This is a genomic window from Pseudonocardia sp. ICBG1034, assembly GCF_020131375.1.
GTDB classification, from domain to species: domain Bacteria; phylum Actinomycetota; class Actinomycetes; order Mycobacteriales; family Pseudonocardiaceae; genus Pseudonocardia; species Pseudonocardia alni.
In genome coordinates this window covers 1-18024 of sequence record NZ_JAHLEK010000029.1, presented here as the reverse complement: position 1 = coordinate 18024, position 18024 = coordinate 1, and the positions used below count along the sequence as shown (strand labels likewise).

Below are 18024 nucleotides of genomic sequence, written 5' to 3'. Positions count from 1 at the left end.
GTCCGCGCCTTCCAATGGACGGCCAGCCGACAAAATGAGGCGTTCCGCCGCGTGCCGGGCGAACAGGCCGTGGCCCATCCAGCCGGCGTCATTCCCGCGTCCGACTTCACGATCTACCGATGCGCGGACGTCGCCGTGCACACCTGGGACCTCGCCCGGGCGATCGGCGCAGACGACGACCTCGGTCCGGTCCTAGTCAGCCAGGTACTTCAGCCCTACGTCGAGTGGGTCGACTCGCTGGACCTGGAACAGATGTACGCACCAGCGACACCAGTGGATGCTGATGCGCCGCAGCAGGACCGACTGCTCGCCCGCCTCGGCAGGACGCCACGACCAGGAAGCTAGCTGTGTCACCGGCGCCGGTAGGCGTGCCGAGTGCGCCAGGCGCGTTGAATCTCCCAGCGCGACCGGCCCCACTCGGCGTAGGTGCGCCCGCACAGGAACCCCCCGAACAGCAGGCCCAGACCTCCGAGCACCAGTACTGCTTCTGGTACGAGCACGGCTCCCACCTCCTCGTCCTGTGGTACCGCACGGCACCGACAACGAGGGCCCGCCGAAGCGGGCCCTCGTCGTTCGTTCGCCGTCACGCGTCGCTGTCGTCGCCGAACACCATCCGCCCCGCCGGGACGCGCCGAAGCCGGCCAATGGCCGACCAGCCGGTCATCACCGCCACCAGCACCGCGGCTACAACGATCGGGACGGCGAACAACGCGCTCGACATCAGTACTGCCAGCACCAGCACCGCCGCCCAGACCGCGAGCGCGCCACCCAGCACCGGCAGATGGACCCGCCACGCCGGGGCTGTCGGTGTGGCCACCGGACGAGCCCGCCCCGCGGTGGAAGTACTGGAAGTACCGCCTCGGCGCGGTTCCTCGTCTCCCCACCGGCTCCGCTCGCTGGTCTCCGACCATGGCCAGGGTTGTTCGTCGGCCCGCGCCGCACCGCCCCACCCTGGCCACGCCTCCGCGTCCACCTCGGCGCCGAGCAGCACATCACGCGCAGCCGCTACCTCCCGAAATGCCGCGGCCGAGCCGGTCGGTCGATCGGGGTGCACCTCCTGTGCGCGTCGCCGAAACGCTGCCCGCACCGCGTCAGGGCTCGCACCGGGCGCGAGTCCCAACACCGCCGACGCTCGTTCCATCGTGACCCGCCCTGTCATCGAGCCCACCCCTCCGGACCGGGCCAGCCCGTCCACTGCTCGGGGCCCGGTTCATCCGCACGCTGGGCCGCTGGCGGCGGGTCCCAACCAGCGTCCGGGTCGGTCGGCCCGGCCCCGGCGGTGGCCCGCTCCATCGCACCGTCCAGCTCTCGATTCGACAGCCGTTCCCCCTCCACACGGGGAGCCTGCTGCTGCTCATCGGCCAGCTCCGCACCGTCGGCCGCGAGCGCGGGCAGCTTCGTCGGCGGCACATAGCCCCACGTCACCGCTCCCGACCCGCCGGTAGCGAACAGCGCGAACTCACCGACGCCGAGATGCCGCACCCGGTCCGGCGGCAGCAAGAACTGATCTTGCACTCGTGCCGAAGGGCCCCCGCCATCGTCGCCGCCGAGCTTGCGGGTGGCTTCCAACCGGCGCCGCGACCCGGCCATCATCGAGAACGGCTCGGGCGCGCTGGTCTGCATGACCACCTTCGTCCCCAGATCGCCCAGCAGCCGGTTGCGCAGGTCGTCGGTGGCGCCGAACCCTTCCCAGGTCTGGGCCGAGACCACGACGCGGCCGCCCATCGCACGTACGCGCTCCACCACCTCGTGCAGCGCCAACGCCTCAGAGACCGCGCTGAACTCGTCGAGGACGAACAGCACCTCACGCGGGTTCTGCGCCAGCTCGGTCAACAACAGCTCGACCAACACGCGGGCCTTCGCCATCGCCTCGTTCCGCGCGACCGTGCCCGGGATCGTGCAGTACAACGCATCAAGGTCACTCAACGGCATCCCGGCGTCGAAATCCCGTCCCAGCGTCTCGAACCGCTCCTTGTACAGCAGCCACGCATCATTGATCGCTGACCCACCGCGGCCGGCCCCCTTGGCCAGCGCCTTGATCTCGTCCAGCTCCTCCGACCGGCCCTCCCACGCGGCCCGCAGCCATCGCGGGTCGAACCGCTCGACCAGCTCGGGCCCACAGCTCGGGGTCGGCTGGTCCGGGGCTAGGCACACCAGCTGCAGCAGCCGCCGCCGCTGCCGGGCGTAGTACGGGTGCTCCTCGCGCTCGCGCGCGATCGCATCCAGGCTCTCCACCAGGTCCCGGCCCGGCATCTGCCACATGTCCAGCCGACCCCAGAACGGCCACGCCAGGGTGCGGTCGGACGCGATCCCGAGTGCCTGAAACGCCTCGCACCACGCCTCAGCGTCCGCCCCGGCGTCGACGCCACCTTTGGCGTCGATGAAGATGCACAGCGGTCGGGGGTTCGGCGAGCCAGCCAGAATCTGGCTCGACGGGCCCCCGGCCCCGCTCCCGGCCTGGTTCCGCGCCTGCCGCGTCGGCGCCCACTGCGCTTCCAGCCAGGCCAGCGCCAGGCGGCGCAGAAACCAGGTCTTGCCCGACCCGGTGATCCCGACAACCGCGAGGTGCTGGGCCAGGCGCTCCGGTGCCAGCGTCACCCACCACGGGTGGCGGGCCGACAGCATGTCCCACACGCTCGGCCGTAGCCGGGTTTCCTCCTCGATCCGCTGCCCCAGCACCAGCCCGTGCCCATTCACGCGGTCCGCCGCCACGAGCGGCGTGTGGTTGCGCTGGCCGCGCCGTCGCGCGGACCGGGACCGGTGCAGCGTCTGGCGACGCTCGAACCGCTCCCCGCGCTCCTGGCTGCGACCCGAGCGGCGCGTGGTCTCTACGCTCCACCAGCCGATCCACGCCAGGATCAGCCCGGCCAGGATCTCCAACACCAACGTGTCGGCGAGCCCGGTCCAGTCCCCGCCGACGATCCGCTCGTAGCCGGTGCGCCACGCCTCGATCGGCGACCGCACCACCGCCCCGGCCAGCACGCACACCGACCAGCCCAACACCAGGTTCCGGATGCGGGATGCCGGCCACCCCATCCACCACACCCACCACATCACCAGCCCGGCCACCACCAGGGCAGGCCCGGACAGCACCAGCAACGCCACCCCGAACCCGACCACGACGCCCCAGAGCGGGGTCCCGCGGAACGGGTTGATCGGCGGCGGATTCGGGATCTGGATCGGCAGCCAGTCCCGCACACCTAGCAACGCCACACTCTCCACCTCCATCACCAGCAGGTTCACCACTGCGCCTCCAACGCCAGCGGCACGTCGTCAATGGCTTCCACCCGGACCCGCCGGTCCGGGGTTCGGCTCTGCTCGACGGCCGCGAGCACGTCACGAACGGCGGCCCGCGTCGTCAGGTACTGCACCCCGCACCACATGCCGGTCTCGGCAGCACGCCGCGTGCTCTGCCCGATCACCTCGTGCACCACCTCCGCCGTCCGGCGCTGCCCCTTCGGGGTCAACTCGACCTCGACCAGCACCTCGCGATCGGGGCGGCCCTCGCTGCTCCGCAGCACGTACTGACCATCCACCAGATGGCCGACACTTTGTCCCGCCGCCCGGAACCCCGAGCCCGCCCGCAGCAGCCGCTCACTGGTCCAGCCCTCGACGCCGGGGCCGAATCCCAACCACAACCGCACCGCCGCCACGGCTCGCGTGTGCGCCGCGATACCCGGCGACGGCGACCAGTCGCCCAGCCGCTCCCGATCCAGATACGCCCGCGCTGTGGCCTGCGTCGGCGCCACCCACGTCGGCCCCGGCACCGGTGTCCCCGTCTTGACCCACCCCGCCCGCTTCCAGCGGCGCACCACCTCATACGTCCGCGTCCGTGTCGTCCCGAGCAGTTGCGCCACCAGATCCAACGGCGCCCCGTACTGCTCGGCCAGCCACGTCAAGGCCGCTGCGTCTCTCGGCGTCAATCGTGGCCCAATATCCGACCTCTGCGCCCGCTCGCTACTCACAGCACTGTCCTCGATTCCCCGACCATCACATCCGAAACATCACCAGCACTCACCATCGCACTATCACACCGTGACCATCTCTCACACTTCCTAATATCTCCATTCCTTTTGTTTTTGTAGTTTGTTTTTGCTTTTGACTTTGTCTTTTGTCTTTTGTCTTTTGCCTTCTTTATGCCCCTGTACTCCTACCTCTCCTCTCCACTCTTCTGTTCTTTCAGTTCTAACCCCAACCCGACCACTCACAGAGCAGCCCCCGCACCCACGCGCCACTCCGGTCGCGGAGCGGGTGGAGTGGCGCGTGGGTGCGGGGGCTGCGGACCCAACCACTACCTGCATAAACCCAACGATACCCCCACTAAACCCCTGGTTTAGGGGGGGGGACAAGAGTACAGGGGGATAATGTAGGCATAGGGGTAGTTTATTGGTACCTGTTCCGGTACGGAACAGGCCGTTCGGGTGAGGACGTGAGAGGCGAGGCCGGCCACCGCCTGAGGGGTTGGGGTGCGCGCACGAACTCAACAACGGGCAGGCCCCCGGCCTGCCCGTAATTGCCAGTCCGGCGGGGTGCAGAGGCTCGCGGGTCAAGGATCGCGCTTGCGCGACGAGCGTCAGCGAGCTTGTCCTTGAGGCGTGAGAGGCACCCCGCGCACAATTCGTGCGCGCACCCCAACCCCGGACCGGTGCTCGTCCTCACGGCCTGCACCGGCGGGTTCTCATGTGTGATCGCAGCTTTGCTGTATCGACGATGCGCCATCATGCGACTGCACCCCGCCGCCGGTTCTGATAACGCCGGGAAAACAGTTCTCGCGCCTGGGCTCGGGTCGCTGCGCTCGCGACCGGTCCACGGCTCTGCTCCTCATCGCCGAGCGTCGCCGCGAGTGCAGCGGCACGGCGACGACGCTGCTCGGGATCGACGGAGACGAGTGAGGGCGGTAGAGCCGCGGCCCTGCCCCGCCATGGCGTGAGGCGGTGCCCGATCAGGGCCAACGGGTCCCGTGCCCCTCGCACGGCGTCTCCGCGCGACTGGTCCGGGGCGTCTGGGTGATGGTCCAGCGCGTACAGCAGCGCAGAGACACACCAGCCCGCGCGCCACCAGCCAGCTAGCAGCGCTGTGGCTCGCCACAGCGGAACGCGACCGCTGAGCCCGGTCCGGTCCAGCACGGTCGCGGTTGCTGCCCGCCGCTCGGGTCCGGTCCGGGTCTGGTCCCGGCCTGGCCATGGTCGGGATTGTCGCGAAGCGTGGTTTCGGCCCTCGTGCGCAAGGGGTTGAGTGCTTACGCAAGATGCGGGGGGGTTGCCAATTTGCTCCACACCCTGGCCGTCGGCCACTCGCCGTGGACGCGGCAGCGGCACACCGGCCACGGCCGTCACGACGTACGCCGGCGCCCGGTTCACCCGGGTGCCGAGAAACTGCGCTGTAGCGCCGCGCTCGACACAGACCAAGACCCCAACCCGAGTCGCCCATGCGATGACTCGACTCACCGTCCGGAGGCTGGCCCCGGCCCGCTCAGCGGCCGTCGCACGAGTCACTCCGGAGATCAGCCCACTGCGCCAGTCCATCGCCTCAACCAGCGTCCGCAGAACCGCGGTCGCCACGCGGCGCCGATCGGCGCGCCACAGCTCGGTGTCCACGGCTCGGTCGATGAGCTCACGAGCGGCGACCTGGTCGATGACGACCACCTGACCAGGCGGCACACGGCCACGCCATCCGGGATGCACAGCGAACCGGCCCGCAGCCACCCGCCGGGCAGCCCGGCGCCGGCCATACTCGGACCGACGACTCGTTGGGTGGGCCCGACTCGACGTGCAAGGCCCCGGCCGCGCGGGTACGTGCGTAGTAGAAACGGCTCGGCTAGACTTGGGCACGCGAAAGCGCCCCTTCTCTTTGGCTGGGAGAGGGAACCGCCCCGGTTCGCCGGGGCTACGGCGTCACGGCGGCTGGCAGGCCACGTGACGCACAGGAATCACGGGGTGGCCCCGGCAAGGGCCACCCCGTTCCTATGTCAGGACGCCTGAGGCACCGGCAGCTCCTCTTGAGCCGAGCCAGAGGCCTTCGGCTGGCAGTAGTCAGGGACTGGCCGCCCAAGCGACTCAGCCACCATGCGAGTGATCACCGCAGACACCGGCAGCTCCTCCCGCTGGGCGATCTCCTGAACCTCGTTCCACAGGTCCTCGCGCAGACGCACCATCGTCGGCCGCCGCTCACCGAGATGCTTGCGACCGCCTTTCCGTGGCGAATCAGTCATGGTCCGTAGTCATAGCCGATCACAGGGGTAGTCGTCGCGCGACGCGCCGAACACGAAACGGTTTCGACGTAACTGAACCCCTATGCCTCCGGCGGCCCCTCCGGGGAGGGCCTCAGCTCCAGGATGAGGGGGCAGGGTGTGGTCATCCCGTCACATCGACGCACCAAGGAGCAACCAGGCCGGGTGGCTGGAGGCAACCGGAACCCCGTGGTTGCCTCCAGCCACCCGGCCTGGTCGGGCAGAGCCCGCCGATGCGACGGGATGACCACACAGGCACAGCCGTGACGGGGCGGTACTACCCGCCGCCGCATGTCATGCTGCCGCCGACTCCTTCCTGACGCGGTCGATCAGCACGCGGGCCCTGGCGGTCGTGACGCCCAGCTCGGCGGCGACAGTGCCCCGGCCCCGCCCGCGCGCGACTATCCGGCGGACCTCCGCCAGCTCCTCCGCGTCCTCCACCGTCCCGGCGCCCTCGGGCACCGGATGCTGGTCGGTCACATCGTCGAGGTAGCCGATGGCGATCTGCCCCGCCGCAATCTCAGTAGCCACCGGAGACTCAGTAACAACCTGATTCTCAGTAGATACCTGATTCTCAGTAGATACAGGAACTACTGACAGGCGTTCCACGGCTGGCCGCCGTTCTGTCCAGGCTCGGGCGATCAGGTGCACGGTCACGATCAGACCGAGCGGCGCGACGATCCCGAACCAGCCATAGGCGGCAACGCCGCCGATGCCGGTCACCGTGGACGCCATCCCGACCGCAGCAGCGGCTTCGAGTCGCAGCCGCGGGTCCGTCATCCAGATCCACGTACCGGCCACAGCGACCACTTCCAACAGGCCCACAGCAAAAGGGTGCGCCCAGCCGGGCACTCCGACCCGCGCGGCGAGCGCGACCGTCGACGACGCCGACAGCACCAGCGCGCACAGGATCGCGGCTCCGACCAACACCGTCTGACAACAGCGCTTCACTCGCAGACCACCGCCCCGGCAATCCAGTCGAGCCAGGCGGCGCACTCCGCGCACAGCACGAGCGCCGGGCTCTCGTCGAACCGGAACGCGATGCCGCAGTCCGAGCAGACCAGCCAGGGGCCGCCACTCACCGCCGCCACCCCCTCGGGGCAGGGGTCAGGAGCCGAACGATCCACGGACGCTTCCCGTAGGCCACGCAAGCACCGATCTCCGAGACCTCCTCGGGATCGGTGACGATCCGGCCGGCGAGCCGCGTCCTCCCGTACAGCGGTGAATCCTCGATCCGGTGCGAACGCACGGCGACCACCGCGCCATCGACCACGATGGGCCGCACGGCGGGTAGCTGTGCAGAATCGGACATGGGCCATCTCCACTTCCTGGTGGTGAAGGTCAAGGGACGGCGACCCGGTTGGGTCGGGTCGTCGCCCCGCTAACACCAACGTCAGGCAACTCCGTACCTCAGTATCTCAGTAGGTACCTGACATCAGTAAATGTATGTTACCGCAGATGATGGCGGGCACCAGCCCATAGCCGGGTACACCTGGGTGTTGTCAAGCTGCGCTCGCCGTCGGGCCCCCTCATAAGGTGACGCCCCTGGCCGTCAGCCGAGCCGGTCGTAGATCTCCCGGCGATGTCCGAGGGTGAGGACCAGGACGACGAGTTGGTCGTCCTGCGGTTCGTAGACCACGCGCCAGTCACCGACTTTGAGCCGCCAGGAGCCCGGTTCGCCCTTGAGCGGTTTCCCGGTCGGCGGCGCCGGGCGCGGTTCGTCGGCGAGAGTGCTCACCGCGGTCAGGATGCGGCGGGCCACCTGCGGGTCGAGCTTGCGCAGGGCCTTGCTTGCCGGAGCCGACCAGGTGATCTGCCAGTGGGGAGCGTCTGGCACGGATCAGTGCTGGTCGAACTCGGCGAGCAGTGCAGCGTGGTCGACGGGCTCGCCGGCCTCGCTCTTCGCCTCGCGAGCCATGCGGGACAGCCCGCGGTCCTCCAGCTCGTCGAGCAGGTCGAGGATCTCGGCCGGGACGATCGCGGCGACGCGCTTGCCGTGGCTGGTGATCGCGGTCGTGACACCGCCATGCTGGGCGCGGCCCACGACATCGGCGAAGTGGTTCCGCGCATCGGTCGAGGACATCTCCGCGGTCGTCATGTGCAAAATGTACAACTTGTACGCCCTCGTGTCGAGGCGCGCCGCGCGGATGACCATCCGCCAACAGGCGGATAAACGGGCATCTCGGGTGCTTGCTGGACTGATAACCCGTGCGGGTCGCGTTTGCCCAGGTCGACCGAGCCGATATCGAGACTTATGTTCGATTTAGAGTCGCTCAGGCGCTAGCAAGCCGCTTGCAAAAACTAGCGTCAGGATAGCCTGACAATGATGCTGCTGTCAGGCTATCCTGACAGCATGGGATGGACTTGGGATACCGGCTACGGGCCGGCCTACGACCACGAGGGCTACGCCGCGGCAGTTCTCGATGACGACACGGTCACCGGGACCCACGACGAGCTGACCAACGGCCGGTTTGTGGGCTGGCGCGCGGCGTGCGATTGCGGGTGGCGCGGCGAGCGGTTCTGGTCCCGAGACGAGGTCCTGGCCGCTGATCCCGTGTACGCCGAGCAGGTCCAGCGCTACCCGGCCGGGGCGAGCATCGCCCCTGAGTCGGTGGAGGGTGAGGAGGACGACGACGGCGCCCTGGGCCAGTGGCGCGCCCACCTGGCCGAGGCTCTGCCGGGTCTCGCCGTGCACGATGCCGCGGCCCGGCTGACCACAGCTCGCGAGGATCTAGAAAGCGCGGTCGGGCGAGCACGGGCAGCCGGGGCGTCCTGGACGGTGATCGGCGAGGCAGCCGGTCTAACCCGTCAGTCCGCCCACGAACGCTGGGGGGCGGCCTACCCATCCCCACCGCGAACGACCGACGCGCCAACCAGGAGCACACGATGACCCCCACCGACACCTGCACCCATGCCGGCGCGCACATCCACGGCCTGGTCGGATCCGGCCCGGTCGACCCGCCCCCGGAAGACACTCGCCTGACCCTGGAGCCGGTCGAGTGGGGCCACCTCGACGAGCCACTACGCCCTGGAGAACGCATGTCCGCCGCGATCGGCTCTTGCGGACGCTGCGGGGCGCTCGTGGTGTCCGTGTCGACCTGGCACCCCACCGATGGCCACGGCGAGCACGCGGTGCAGTACCGCACCCCCTGGACAGCGATGTACGGCCGCAACCCTGACGAGCCAGTACCTGCCGACCCCGCAGCACGGCCGCCGCTTCCCGCGACGCTCGTGGGACTCGGCGCAGCCGACCTCACGCCTCGCGGCTGATCGTTCAGCTCTGGGTCTGAGAGACGGCGGATTTACAGAGAGCTGCCATACCGGCTCTGACCTGCGGCGTAAGCACGGACCACCCGCCCGCGTCCGCGTATCGTCCGTGAGCTGCACCGGCGAGTACTTCTCCCCCACATGCCCGGCCTGCTGGTGATCTCCTCGCGGCGCGGGTTCACCCCTGCCAGGCCGGGGAGTGGGGTGCAGGGCACGGGGTCCCGCCTTGCGCCCCGCTCCCCGGTCTGGCTGCCGTCTCGGCGCGCCGCGAGGAGGTCACCAGCCCCGCCGCACTCCCCTGATCTCCGAGCGGTGTCGGGTCCGGGCAGAGCCCGGGTTCTGTCGTGGCAATGCATTGCGCCCAGAAAGGGCCGGCGGAGCCCAGGTTGGCTGTGAGAGAGCTCAGGCGTCTCCCCGGCCTGCCGCCAGGAGGCGCTCTGTCAGATCAACTGCTGGGGTTACCGAGGAGAGTCGAGCAAATGCGGAGACGCGGATCAGCGCCCCTGCTACCTCGCCATCTGGGATGGAGCGATCTGCTGCCACACGGTTGATCACATGGTCCGGTAGATCTAGCTGCGCCTCGACGGCAGCGTTACGAACGAAGGTGGTTCGCGGGTCCTCGGACGTCATACGTCGCAGCATCGCAGCAGGTCTCCGTGAAGCAGGACGGCAGGTATGTGGATGCGTGAACGACGAGCTGTGGATAACTGCTGGTCATCGCTGCCACGCGTTGCCTCCGCGGACTTGGTCATGGGGTTCCACAGTCACCGCTCTGGCGATGCGGGCGCCGGGTAGCCGGCCCCGGCGCTGCGAACGGGCCGGAGGTGTAGTGAGCGAGCGCCGGGGCCGGCGTGGCCGGCCCCGCGCCGCCGGAGGCGGCGCCTTGATTGTTGGAGAGATGGATTCGGCAGGGTGTCGGTACCCCATGGGCCCAACCCGGCTACTCAGCTGACCCCATCTCACTCAGTGGTCAAAAGCGACGATGCCCGCACTCACGTAACCGATCTCCCGGAACTCGTCGAGTTCGGCCTTGCGGCTACTGTCCGGGTACTCGCTGTTCGCGTCGTCGCTGCGAACACCAATGGCGGGACCGTAGACGACCAGGACGACATGCTGGCTCGTGGCGGCTGCAACCCATTGCGGGTCCGGAGTCAGAGTGGTGTGCGCCCAGCGGCCCCCGGGGCCGTGCAGCTCCAACAGCTCTGGGCTGGTTCGAGACAGCGTCCAGCCGGGGACCCGCACCAACGCCATCAGAGCGCTCGTCCACAGGCTGAACCCGCCGCGGCACATCGCCTGAACCTGGGCCTCCACTTGCCCATAGCCCGGAGCGTGCCAGTGGAACGCGTGCCGGGGCTCGAGCAGTAACACCGGCAGCGCTTCGGCCGTCTCTGGGCCGTCCACTCTCGCCAGGTCCGGGCTCACGCTCGGTGCGAACCCAAAACTCGTCACTCTCGCTGAGCCAGCGTCAGCCGTGGCATCGGTGCGCGCTCCGAGACCTACCGCCGGATGGTCGGAGAACACTGCGCGGGCGTTCGCTGGCGCAATCACCATCTGCCGCTGCTCCGCGTTGAGCGGGCCGACCCCCAACTCGCTCAACGCTTCGTACATAGCGCTGGCCCGCCCGGTAGCGGCCGGCGGAGCCGCGCCATCGTCCTCCGGCGTCCCGGCGTCTTTACGCCGCGGCCAAGGTCTCCACACCATCGCTCAGCGCTCCTCGGCCTCTTGGATCTCTTCGAGCCGGATTCGCACTCGGCGGGCTGTGGCCTCGTCGGCGAGCAGCACGTCGACGGCAGCCCGCAGCACGTCTTGGGTAGTGAGCCGGGTCCGGCCCAGCGCCACCGCTGTGTCGAGTCGCCACGTCGCTAGGGCCTTGTGATTGTCCTGGGTGAGATCCACGGTTTGGCGGACCTTCCGGCCGCTGTCGGGGGCCGGCCGCGTCTGGACCTTCTCCGCGGCCGCGGATTCGGCCGCTGCGGCTTTCTCCGAGCGGCCCCGCAGTGACCGGGCCCGGCTTCTGGCGTCGCTCATCGGATCGAGGTCCCCGTCAGCTCGGTGAGTGCATCCCCGTAGGCGGTCGCTGCCGCCCGCTCGATCGGGCCGCCGAAGGACTGCGCGAACCGCTGGAGCTGGGACACGTGCGCCCGCAGCACCCGCCAGCCCTCGGACTCCAACAGCTCCCGGTACTCGGCGTTTGCCACGGCGCGGGCGTTAGTCCGGGTGAACATCGCCGCAGCCTCCGGCGGAGTCGCATGCCCACCAAGGTGGGCCAGGTCATCGACCAGCTCTTTCACCACGGGCATCCGCTCCACCTCTGCCGAGGTCGGGGCCAGTGGGACCAGGACGTGTGTGGCGGCGCGGATCGCAGACTCGACGATGCCCCGCTCTTTCTCGGTGGGTGGGGTGTCGATGACGACGGCGTCGTAGTCGCTGGCCTCCAGGTCCACCCCGACGCCGGGGACGTGCAGTCGCCCCGTGGCCATGCCGCGAACGGGGATGGTCCACTCCGCCATCTCGGCCCAGCGGGTGATGCTGGCCTGCGGGTCGGCGTCGATGATCAGGACGCGGTGGCCGTTCTCGGCCAGGGCGTGAGCGAGGAACGCCGAGCTGGTCGTCTTCGTGCTCCCGCCCTTCAGGTTCATGACGGTGAGGATCACGCCGGACTCCCGGGGGTTCAGGTGGCTCAGGTGGCTCAGTTAGTGCAGTAGTTCAGCAGATCAGGCTTCTCCGAGCCAGCGTGACAGGCCCCCTAGCGGAGGTTCAGTTCGGCCAGCGAACAGCACGCATCTGCACAGCGTCTCCGTCCACCGCGCTCACGCCACGGACGAACGCCACCGCCCGATTGGCGAAGGTCACCACGCACAAGCCCTGGCCGCGCACATACGGGATGCTCTGGATCTCCCGGCGGCCCAACGCCTGCACCCCCAGCCGGGCGACGCAGTCCTCGTAGGTCGGGTCACGCTCCTCGGTCCAGAGCGCGGCCGGCCCCCCGCCGTCCACCGCGAGGGTGCCGTCGTCGGCATCGAACCGCACGGTTGACGTGCCGCCGATCGTGTCGACCTTCGGCGGCTGCTCGCTCATGTTGACGCCCGGGTCAGTGACCCGCAGTGTCCCGGTCCACGTCGCGGCCCGCGGGGGTGGCGGTTGCGCGGGCGGACCAGCAACCGGCTGCCCGGACGGGTTCTGCGTCCCGGGCGAAACGCCCACCGAGGCGCCGGACTGAATCGCTAGGCATCCGCTGACGATGAACAACAAACCGACGCCCGCCAGTAGGCCGGGCTTCAAGCACCCCGAGCGCCGCTCTGACCGGCTCACACCGTCTCCCCCACCTGCTCGATCTCGCGACGTGTCGTTGCCGCCGGCTCAGCCATTGCCGCCCAACCGCTTGTTGAGCTCCGCCACCTCAGCGTCGAACCTCCGTGCACGCAGTCGCCCGACAATCGACCGGTTCCGGGCAGCGGTGTCCAACTCGTCGGCCGCACTGCGCTCCGCCGCCGGACTGATCGTCAGCATCGCGACAAGATCCCCACCGCTGCGCAGCGTCATGCTCGCCGCCCGCAGCACCAGGACCACGCCGACCGCGATCAGAACGACGCCCACAAGCGACTGCATCCCGGCCCTCCATATCGGATCTCGTCACGGCTGCCTGGCCGGCTCAGCATCGCACGCGGGCGCCGCGCTCCCAGCCGTCTCGTGCGGATCAACACGACTTCCAGGGGGACTAGTCACCCCGGCTCGGGCTCGTTCCGACCCGCCCCGATTCGTACGAACGCTGCCACCCTGAACAAGATGGTCATGCATGAACCGCGGGATCTCCTGCAGATGGGAACGGAACTGTTCAGCGCCCGGCTTGCGGCGGTGACCGACTCGCAGTGGACGGCCCCGACGCCCTGTGCCGACTGGAACGTCCTGGATCTGGTGAATCACGTTGTCACGGGTAACCAACTGGCCATCTGCCTCCTCGGTGCCGATGCGTTCGACGTGCATGAGCCGAGAGCGCCCCAGGACGTGGGGTCGCCGTAGTAATCGCCGAGGATCGGGCGGATATGGACGCCGTCGACGGCCCGTGAAGCTGGATCCATCGGTAGAGCCTGGACGCTCGAAGCTGGGAGAAGGGACTCCCGAAGCTGACCCCAGGGGCAAAGTAGCGATCAGGTCGTCGCGCGAGCTCGGCCGCGGGCCAGGGCCCGGTACACCGTCGAGCGCGTGACGGAGAACAGCTCCTCCAGCTCGCTGATCGTGTGCTCGCCGGCGCCGTGCAGGGCGACGAGGTGGGCTTCCTGGCGAGGGGACAGCTTGGGCTGCTTGCCGCGTAGCCGCCCCTTGGCGCGGGCGACCTTCATGCCTTCGCGGGTCCTCATCCGGGCGAGGTCGGATTCGAACTCGGCGACCATGGCCAGCACGTTGAACAACAGCCTGCCGACCGGGTCGGTCGGGTCGTGCACCGACCCGCCCAGGCTGAGCGCGACGTCGCGGGCGGTGAGCTCGGCGACGATGTCGCGGGCGTCGGGCAGGGACCGCGCAAGTCGGTCGAGCTTCGTGACGACCAGGGCGTCGCCGGCGCGGCAGGCGGCCATCGCCTCGCGCAGGCCGGGGCGGTCGCGGTTGGTTCCGGTCAGGCCGTGATCGACGTACACGCGGTCGGGATCGACGCCGAGCGCAGCGAGGGCGTCGCGTTGCGCGGTGAGGTCTTGGTCGTCGGTGGACACTCGCGCGTAGCCGATCTTCAGTCCGGTCACCGGCACAGTGTGCCGGATAACCCCCCTTCACCGGTAACCATCACCGAACCACCCTTACGGCACTCGCCGACCTCGCGCTTCTCGTGCGCCGTGGCCTACCGGCGGGAGTGCCGGTAGGGGTTCCTCTCGTGGGATATCGACGCTCCATCTGGTGGACGGCCTTCTCACAGGGACCGGGCAACAAGCTCCTTCATGATCTCGTTGGTGCCGCCGTAGATCTTCTGCACGCGGGCCGAGGTGAACATGCGCGCGATCGGGTACTCGTTCATGTAGCCGTACCCGCCGAACAGCTGCAGGCAGCGGTCGACGACGTTGTTCTGCACGTCGGTGCAGAAGAACTTCGCCATCGAAGCGGACGCGGCGTCCAGCTCGCCCGCCATGTGGCGGGGGATGAACCCGTCGACCATGCTGCGGGCGGCCGTCGCGTCGGTGGCGCACTCGGCGAGCACGAAGCGGGTGTTCTGGAAGCTCATCAGGTTCTGACCGAACGCCTCCCGCTCCTTCACGTAGGCGATCGTCTCGCGGACTGCCGCGGTGGCGGCCGCGGCGCCGGCCACCGCGATGATCAGTCGTTCCTGCGGCAGTTGCTGCATCAGCTGTGCGAAGCCGCGTCCCTGGGTGCCGAGCAGGTTGCCCGCCGGGACCCGCATGCCGGAGAAGAACAGCTCCCGGGTGTCCTGGCCGTGCTGGCCGATCTTGTCCAGCACGCGGCCGCGCTCGAAGCCCTCCAGGCCCTCGGTCTCGGCGACGATGAGGGACAGCCCCTTGCCGCCCTCGTCGTCCCCGGTGCGGGCGACGACGACCAGCAGGTCGCAGTGGGTGCCGTTGGAGATGAACGTCTTGGCACCGTCGATCACATAGTGGTCGCCGTCGCGGCGGGCGCGGGTGCGGACGCTTTGGAGGTCCGAGCCGGTTCCGGGTTCGGTCATGGCGATCGCGCCGACGAGGTCACCGGAGGCCATGCCGGGCAGCCAGCGCTGCTTCTGCTCCTCGGTACCGAACGCGTTGATGTAGTGCGCGACGATCGTGCTGTGGACCATGTTGGCCCAGGCGTCGTCACCGACGCGGGCCTGCTCCTCGGCGATGACGGCCTCATGGGCGAACGTCGCGCCGCCGCCGCCGTACTCCTCGGGGATGCTGATGCAGAGCAGCCCGGCCCGGCCGGCGGCCCGCCAGAACTCGCGGTCGACCATGTGCGCCGCCGCCCAGCGCTCCTGGTTCGGCACGACCTCCTTCGCGATGAAGGTGCGGGCGAGCCCGCGGAGGTCGTCGAGCTCCTGGGTGGCCCAGGGGGCGCGGTAGTCGTCGAGAATCATCGGATGCTCCCTCTCATCGGCCGGTGAAGGCTGGTGTGCGGCCCGCGGTGAAGGCGGACAGCCCCTCGCGGGCGTCGTCGGTGCCGAGCGCGCGCAGGAAGTTGTGGCGTTCGGTCGCCAGCCCTTCCCGCAGCGGCTGGTCGTGGGCTCGGCGGGCGGCGTCCGCGGCGAGTGCCACGGCGCGCGGCGCGTTCCCGGCGATGCGGCGGGCCAGCCCGATCGCGGCCGGGACGACCTCGTCATCGTCGACCACGTCGGCGACCAGCCCGGCGTCGCAGGCCCATGCGGCGTCGACCGCGTCGCCGGACAGCAGCATGCGCATCGCCTTGGCCTTGCCGACGGCGTGCACGAGCCGCTGCGTGCCACCGGCCCCGGGAATGACCCCGAGCTTGACCTCGGGGACGGCGAACCGGGCCGAATGGCCGGCGATCGCGATGTCGCAGGCCAACGCCAGCTCGCACCCGCCGCCGTACGCGATGCCGCGCACGGCCGCGACCGTCGGTGTCGGGTAGTCGGTGAGGACGTCGAAGAGCCGGTCGAACGGCAGCTCGTCGGTCGGCGCGGCGCCGATCATGGCCGGGACCTCGGCGATGTCGGCGCCGGCGCAGAACGCCGGGCCGGCGCCGGTGACGACCACGACGCGCACATCCGGGTCGGCGGCCGCGTCGGTGAGCCGGCCGGTCAGCTCGGCGACCAGGTCGCGGCCGAGCGCGTTGTAGGACCCGACGTGCTCCAGCGTGAGCAGTGCGACCGGGCCGTGCCGCTCGGCGGAGACCAGGGTCTCGGTGGGCTGCTCAGTCATCGGTACCGCCGTAGTGACCGGCCCACGTCGTGCGGATGGTCTTCTTGTCGCACTTGCCGACGCTGGTGCGGGGGATCTCGCTGACCGTGATGAAGGACTCCGGCAGCTGCCAGGACGCGAACGCCGACGACAGGTGCGCATGCAGGTCCGCGAGCGTCACCTCGTGCCCGGGGGTCGGGACGATGAGCACGAACGGCCGCTCCTGCCACTTGGGGTGCGGCAGCCCGACGACCGCCGCCTGGGCGACGGCGGGGTGGCCGGCCAGCAGGTTCTCCATGTCGATGGAGGAGATCCACTCGCCGCCGCTCTTGATCACGTCCTTGAGCCGGTCGGTGACCTTGAGGTAGCCGTCCGGGTCGATCGTGCCGACGTCGCCGCTGCGCCACCAGCCGCCCGTGAAACGGTCGTCGGCATCGGCCATGTTGTGATAGCGCGTGGTGATCCACGGGCCGCGCACACAGATCTCGCCCTGGGCGACGCCGTCGTGCGGGACGTCCTCGCCGGCCGCGTCGACGAGCCGGACGTCGACCAGGGTGGCGGGGAGCCCCTGCTTGCGCTTGAGCTCGAGCAGGTCGTCACCGGACAGCCGGGCACGCACGCCCGGCTTGTACCGGTTCATGGTGACCAGCGGCGTGGTCTCGGTCGCGCCGTAGGCGTGCACGATCTCCGCGCCGGTCAGCTCGGCGAAGCCGCGCATCAACGACAGCGGCGGCTCGGTCGCGCCCGACATCATCCGCAGCCGTCCCAGGTCGGGCTTGTCCTCGAGCGAGCGGATGTAGTCCAGCATCGGCCCGAAGATCGCGGGAGCACCGTTGGTGACGGTCACGTCCTCGGCGATCAGCGCGTCGGTGAGCGGCCTGGTGTCCTCGGCCGTGTACCGGCCCGGCAAGACGATCTTGTTGGCGGTCAGGGTGGCCGCCTGCGGCAGGCCCCAGGCCTGTCCGTGGAACATCGGCGTGATCAGCATCGTGCAGTCGTCGAGGGTCATGCCGATGTTCGTGGCGAGCGAGAAGGAGTGCAGGCAGATCGCGCGGTGCGAGTAGTAGACGCCCTTCGGCCGGCCGGTGGTGCCGGTCGTGTAGCAGGCGCCGTAGGCGGAGCGTTCGTCGATCTCCGGCCAGTCGATCCGGGGCGCCGCGGCAGCGACGAGGTCCTCGTAGTGGTGCACGTTCGGCAGCGTCGTGCTGATCTGGTCGAGCGGCTTGTCCGTCAGCACGACCCACGCGGTGACGTCGGGCAGCATCGGGGCACGGCCTCGGCGACCGGCAGCAGCGTCTCGTCCACGCAGACGATCGAGGTCCCGCTGTCGGCGACGACGAAGGAGAGGTCCTCGGGCCCCAGGCGCAGGTTGAGCTGCACCATCACCGACCCGAGACCGGGGATCGCCCAGTAGAGCTCGTAGTGACGGCGGCTGTTCCAGTCGAGGATGCCGACCCGGGTGGCCGGGCCGGCGCCGAGGCCGGCCAGGGCGTTCGCCCCGCGCACGATGCGGTCGTAGGCGTCGGCGTAGGTGTAGCGGCCCCAGCCGCCGTCCGGGAGCCGGTAGACGATCTCGCGGTCGCCGTGGGTCCGGGCGGCGTGCCGGATCAGGGTGGTGGTGTTGAGCTGGACGTCGTCGCCCATCGTGGACGGGTATCCGGTCACGACGGTGCGGGTGGGTGCCGGCACGAGGGA

General features: G+C 69.6%; 23 protein-coding genes and 1 pseudogene. 4 read left to right on the top strand and 20 right to left on the bottom strand.

The window, feature by feature from the left end; translation table 11 throughout:
* Positions 1 to 51: 51 nt before the first annotated feature.
* A complete protein-coding gene (locus KPF22_RS31420; protein ID WP_224404262.1) occupies positions 52 to 345 on the top strand; it encodes a hypothetical protein in 294 nt (97 codons plus the stop codon).
* 5 nt (positions 346 to 350) lie between these two features.
* Here the strand turns inward: KPF22_RS31420 and KPF22_RS31415 are convergent, their stop codons facing one another.
* The 10 genes and pseudogenes from KPF22_RS31415 to KPF22_RS31375 all read right to left on the bottom strand — a co-directional run bounded on the left by KPF22_RS31415 (position 351) and on the right by KPF22_RS31375 (position 8327).
* The gene (locus KPF22_RS31415) at positions 351 to 500 is read right to left on the bottom strand and encodes a hypothetical protein (RefSeq protein WP_224404261.1); all 150 of its coding nucleotides are present in this window, start codon (positions 498 to 500) and stop codon (positions 351 to 353) included.
* 83 nt (positions 501 to 583) lie between these two features.
* The gene (locus KPF22_RS31410) at positions 584 to 817 is read right to left on the bottom strand and encodes a hypothetical protein (RefSeq protein ID WP_224404263.1); all 234 of its coding nucleotides are present in this window, start codon (positions 815 to 817) and stop codon (positions 584 to 586) included.
* Positions 818 to 997: 180 nt separating this feature from the next.
* Positions 998 to 1141: pseudogene (locus KPF22_RS33795) on the bottom strand (DnaJ domain-containing protein); the annotation flags it as partial.
* A 14-nt stretch (positions 1142 to 1155) separates the two neighbouring features.
* Positions 1156 to 3243, bottom strand: a complete 2088-nt coding sequence (locus KPF22_RS31400) for a type IV secretion system DNA-binding domain-containing protein (RefSeq protein ID WP_224404260.1) — start codon at positions 3241 to 3243, stop codon at positions 1156 to 1158.
* Entirely contained in the window at positions 3240 to 3899 is a 660-nt protein-coding gene (locus KPF22_RS31395; protein WP_224404259.1) for a hypothetical protein, read from the bottom strand. Before KPF22_RS31395 ends, KPF22_RS31400 begins: the two co-directional genes overlap by 4 nt.
* A gap of 2624 nt (positions 3900 to 6523) precedes the next feature.
* Positions 6524 to 7159 carry a hypothetical protein gene (locus tag KPF22_RS31390; protein ID WP_224404258.1) on the bottom strand — a complete coding sequence of 212 codons (636 nt, stop codon included), beginning with the start codon at positions 7157 to 7159 and terminating at the stop codon, positions 6524 to 6526.
* A 17-nt stretch (positions 7160 to 7176) separates the two neighbouring features.
* Positions 7177 to 7311 (bottom strand): hypothetical protein, encoded by a 135-nt coding sequence (locus KPF22_RS32610; RefSeq protein ID WP_255625446.1) that lies wholly within the window; start codon positions 7309 to 7311, stop codon positions 7177 to 7179.
* Entirely contained in the window at positions 7308 to 7541 is a 234-nt protein-coding gene (locus tag KPF22_RS31385; RefSeq protein WP_224404257.1) for a hypothetical protein, read from the bottom strand. The genes KPF22_RS32610 and KPF22_RS31385 overlap by 4 nt, the downstream gene beginning before the upstream one ends.
* Before the next feature lie 240 nt (positions 7542 to 7781).
* Positions 7782 to 8066, bottom strand: a complete 285-nt coding sequence (locus KPF22_RS31380; protein WP_224404256.1) for a type II toxin-antitoxin system RelE/ParE family toxin — start codon at positions 8064 to 8066, stop codon at positions 7782 to 7784.
* A 3-nt stretch (positions 8067 to 8069) separates the two neighbouring features.
* Positions 8070 to 8327 carry a type II toxin-antitoxin system prevent-host-death family antitoxin gene (locus KPF22_RS31375; protein ID WP_224404255.1) on the bottom strand — a complete coding sequence of 86 codons (258 nt, stop codon included), beginning with the start codon at positions 8325 to 8327 and terminating at the stop codon, positions 8070 to 8072.
* Between the two features lie 255 nt (positions 8328 to 8582).
* Here KPF22_RS31375 and KPF22_RS31370 point away from each other — a divergent pair, with 255 nt between their 5' ends.
* Together KPF22_RS31370 and KPF22_RS31365 are read left to right on the top strand one after the other, a co-directional pair.
* Positions 8583 to 9119 (top strand): hypothetical protein, encoded by a 537-nt coding sequence (locus tag KPF22_RS31370; RefSeq protein ID WP_224404254.1) that lies wholly within the window; start codon positions 8583 to 8585, stop codon positions 9117 to 9119.
* A complete protein-coding gene (locus tag KPF22_RS31365; protein WP_224404253.1) occupies positions 9116 to 9499 on the top strand; it encodes a hypothetical protein in 384 nt (127 codons plus the stop codon). Before KPF22_RS31370 ends, KPF22_RS31365 begins: the two co-directional genes overlap by 4 nt.
* Before the next feature lie 960 nt (positions 9500 to 10459).
* On the opposite strand, the gene KPF22_RS31360 is transcribed toward KPF22_RS31365, so the two are convergent.
* The 5 genes from KPF22_RS31360 to KPF22_RS31340 all read right to left on the bottom strand — a co-directional run bounded on the left by KPF22_RS31360 (position 10460) and on the right by KPF22_RS31340 (position 13105).
* Positions 10460 to 10918 carry a hypothetical protein gene (locus tag KPF22_RS31360; protein ID WP_224404252.1) on the bottom strand — a complete coding sequence of 153 codons (459 nt, stop codon included), beginning with the start codon at positions 10916 to 10918 and terminating at the stop codon, positions 10460 to 10462.
* A gap of 282 nt (positions 10919 to 11200) precedes the next feature.
* Positions 11201 to 11392 (bottom strand): hypothetical protein, encoded by a 192-nt coding sequence (locus KPF22_RS31355; RefSeq protein WP_224404251.1) that lies wholly within the window; start codon positions 11390 to 11392, stop codon positions 11201 to 11203.
* A gap of 128 nt (positions 11393 to 11520) precedes the next feature.
* Complete coding sequence (locus KPF22_RS31350; protein ID WP_224404250.1) at positions 11521 to 12150, bottom strand: ParA family protein; 630 nt, start codon at positions 12148 to 12150, stop codon at positions 11521 to 11523.
* Positions 12151 to 12253: 103 nt separating this feature from the next.
* Positions 12254 to 12574: a hypothetical protein gene (locus KPF22_RS31345; RefSeq protein ID WP_224404249.1), complete on the bottom strand. Its 321-nt coding sequence runs from the start codon at positions 12572 to 12574 to the stop codon at positions 12254 to 12256.
* A 282-nt stretch (positions 12575 to 12856) separates the two neighbouring features.
* Complete coding sequence (locus KPF22_RS31340; protein ID WP_224404248.1) at positions 12857 to 13105, bottom strand: hypothetical protein; 249 nt, start codon at positions 13103 to 13105, stop codon at positions 12857 to 12859.
* Between the two features lie 177 nt (positions 13106 to 13282).
* On the opposite strand from KPF22_RS31340, the gene KPF22_RS31335 reads away from it, so the two are divergent.
* On the top strand, positions 13283 to 13516 hold the full coding sequence (locus KPF22_RS31335; RefSeq protein ID WP_224404247.1) for a maleylpyruvate isomerase N-terminal domain-containing protein: 234 nt from the start codon (positions 13283 to 13285) through the stop codon (positions 13514 to 13516).
* A gap of 128 nt (positions 13517 to 13644) precedes the next feature.
* Here the strand turns inward: KPF22_RS31335 and KPF22_RS31330 are convergent, their stop codons facing one another.
* The 5 genes from KPF22_RS31330 to KPF22_RS32600 form a co-directional block, all read right to left on the bottom strand.
* A complete protein-coding gene (locus KPF22_RS31330) occupies positions 13645 to 14232 on the bottom strand; it encodes a recombinase family protein (RefSeq protein WP_224404246.1) in 588 nt (195 codons plus the stop codon).
* Between the two features lie 164 nt (positions 14233 to 14396).
* Positions 14397 to 15548 carry an acyl-CoA dehydrogenase family protein gene (locus KPF22_RS31325; protein WP_161152135.1) on the bottom strand — a complete coding sequence of 384 codons (1152 nt, stop codon included), beginning with the start codon at positions 15546 to 15548 and terminating at the stop codon, positions 14397 to 14399.
* Positions 15549 to 15561: 13 nt separating this feature from the next.
* Positions 15562 to 16350, bottom strand: a complete 789-nt coding sequence (locus tag KPF22_RS31320; RefSeq protein WP_161152136.1) for an enoyl-CoA hydratase/isomerase family protein — start codon at positions 16348 to 16350, stop codon at positions 15562 to 15564.
* The gene (locus KPF22_RS32605; RefSeq protein ID WP_255625445.1) at positions 16343 to 17593 is read right to left on the bottom strand and encodes an AMP-binding protein; all 1251 of its coding nucleotides are present in this window, start codon (positions 17591 to 17593) and stop codon (positions 16343 to 16345) included. Before KPF22_RS32605 ends, KPF22_RS31320 begins: the two co-directional genes overlap by 8 nt.
* The coding region (locus KPF22_RS32600) for an AMP-binding protein (RefSeq protein ID WP_255625444.1) at positions 17560 to 18024 on the bottom strand (465 nt) is incomplete at its 5' end. The genes KPF22_RS32605 and KPF22_RS32600, both read right to left, overlap by 34 nt.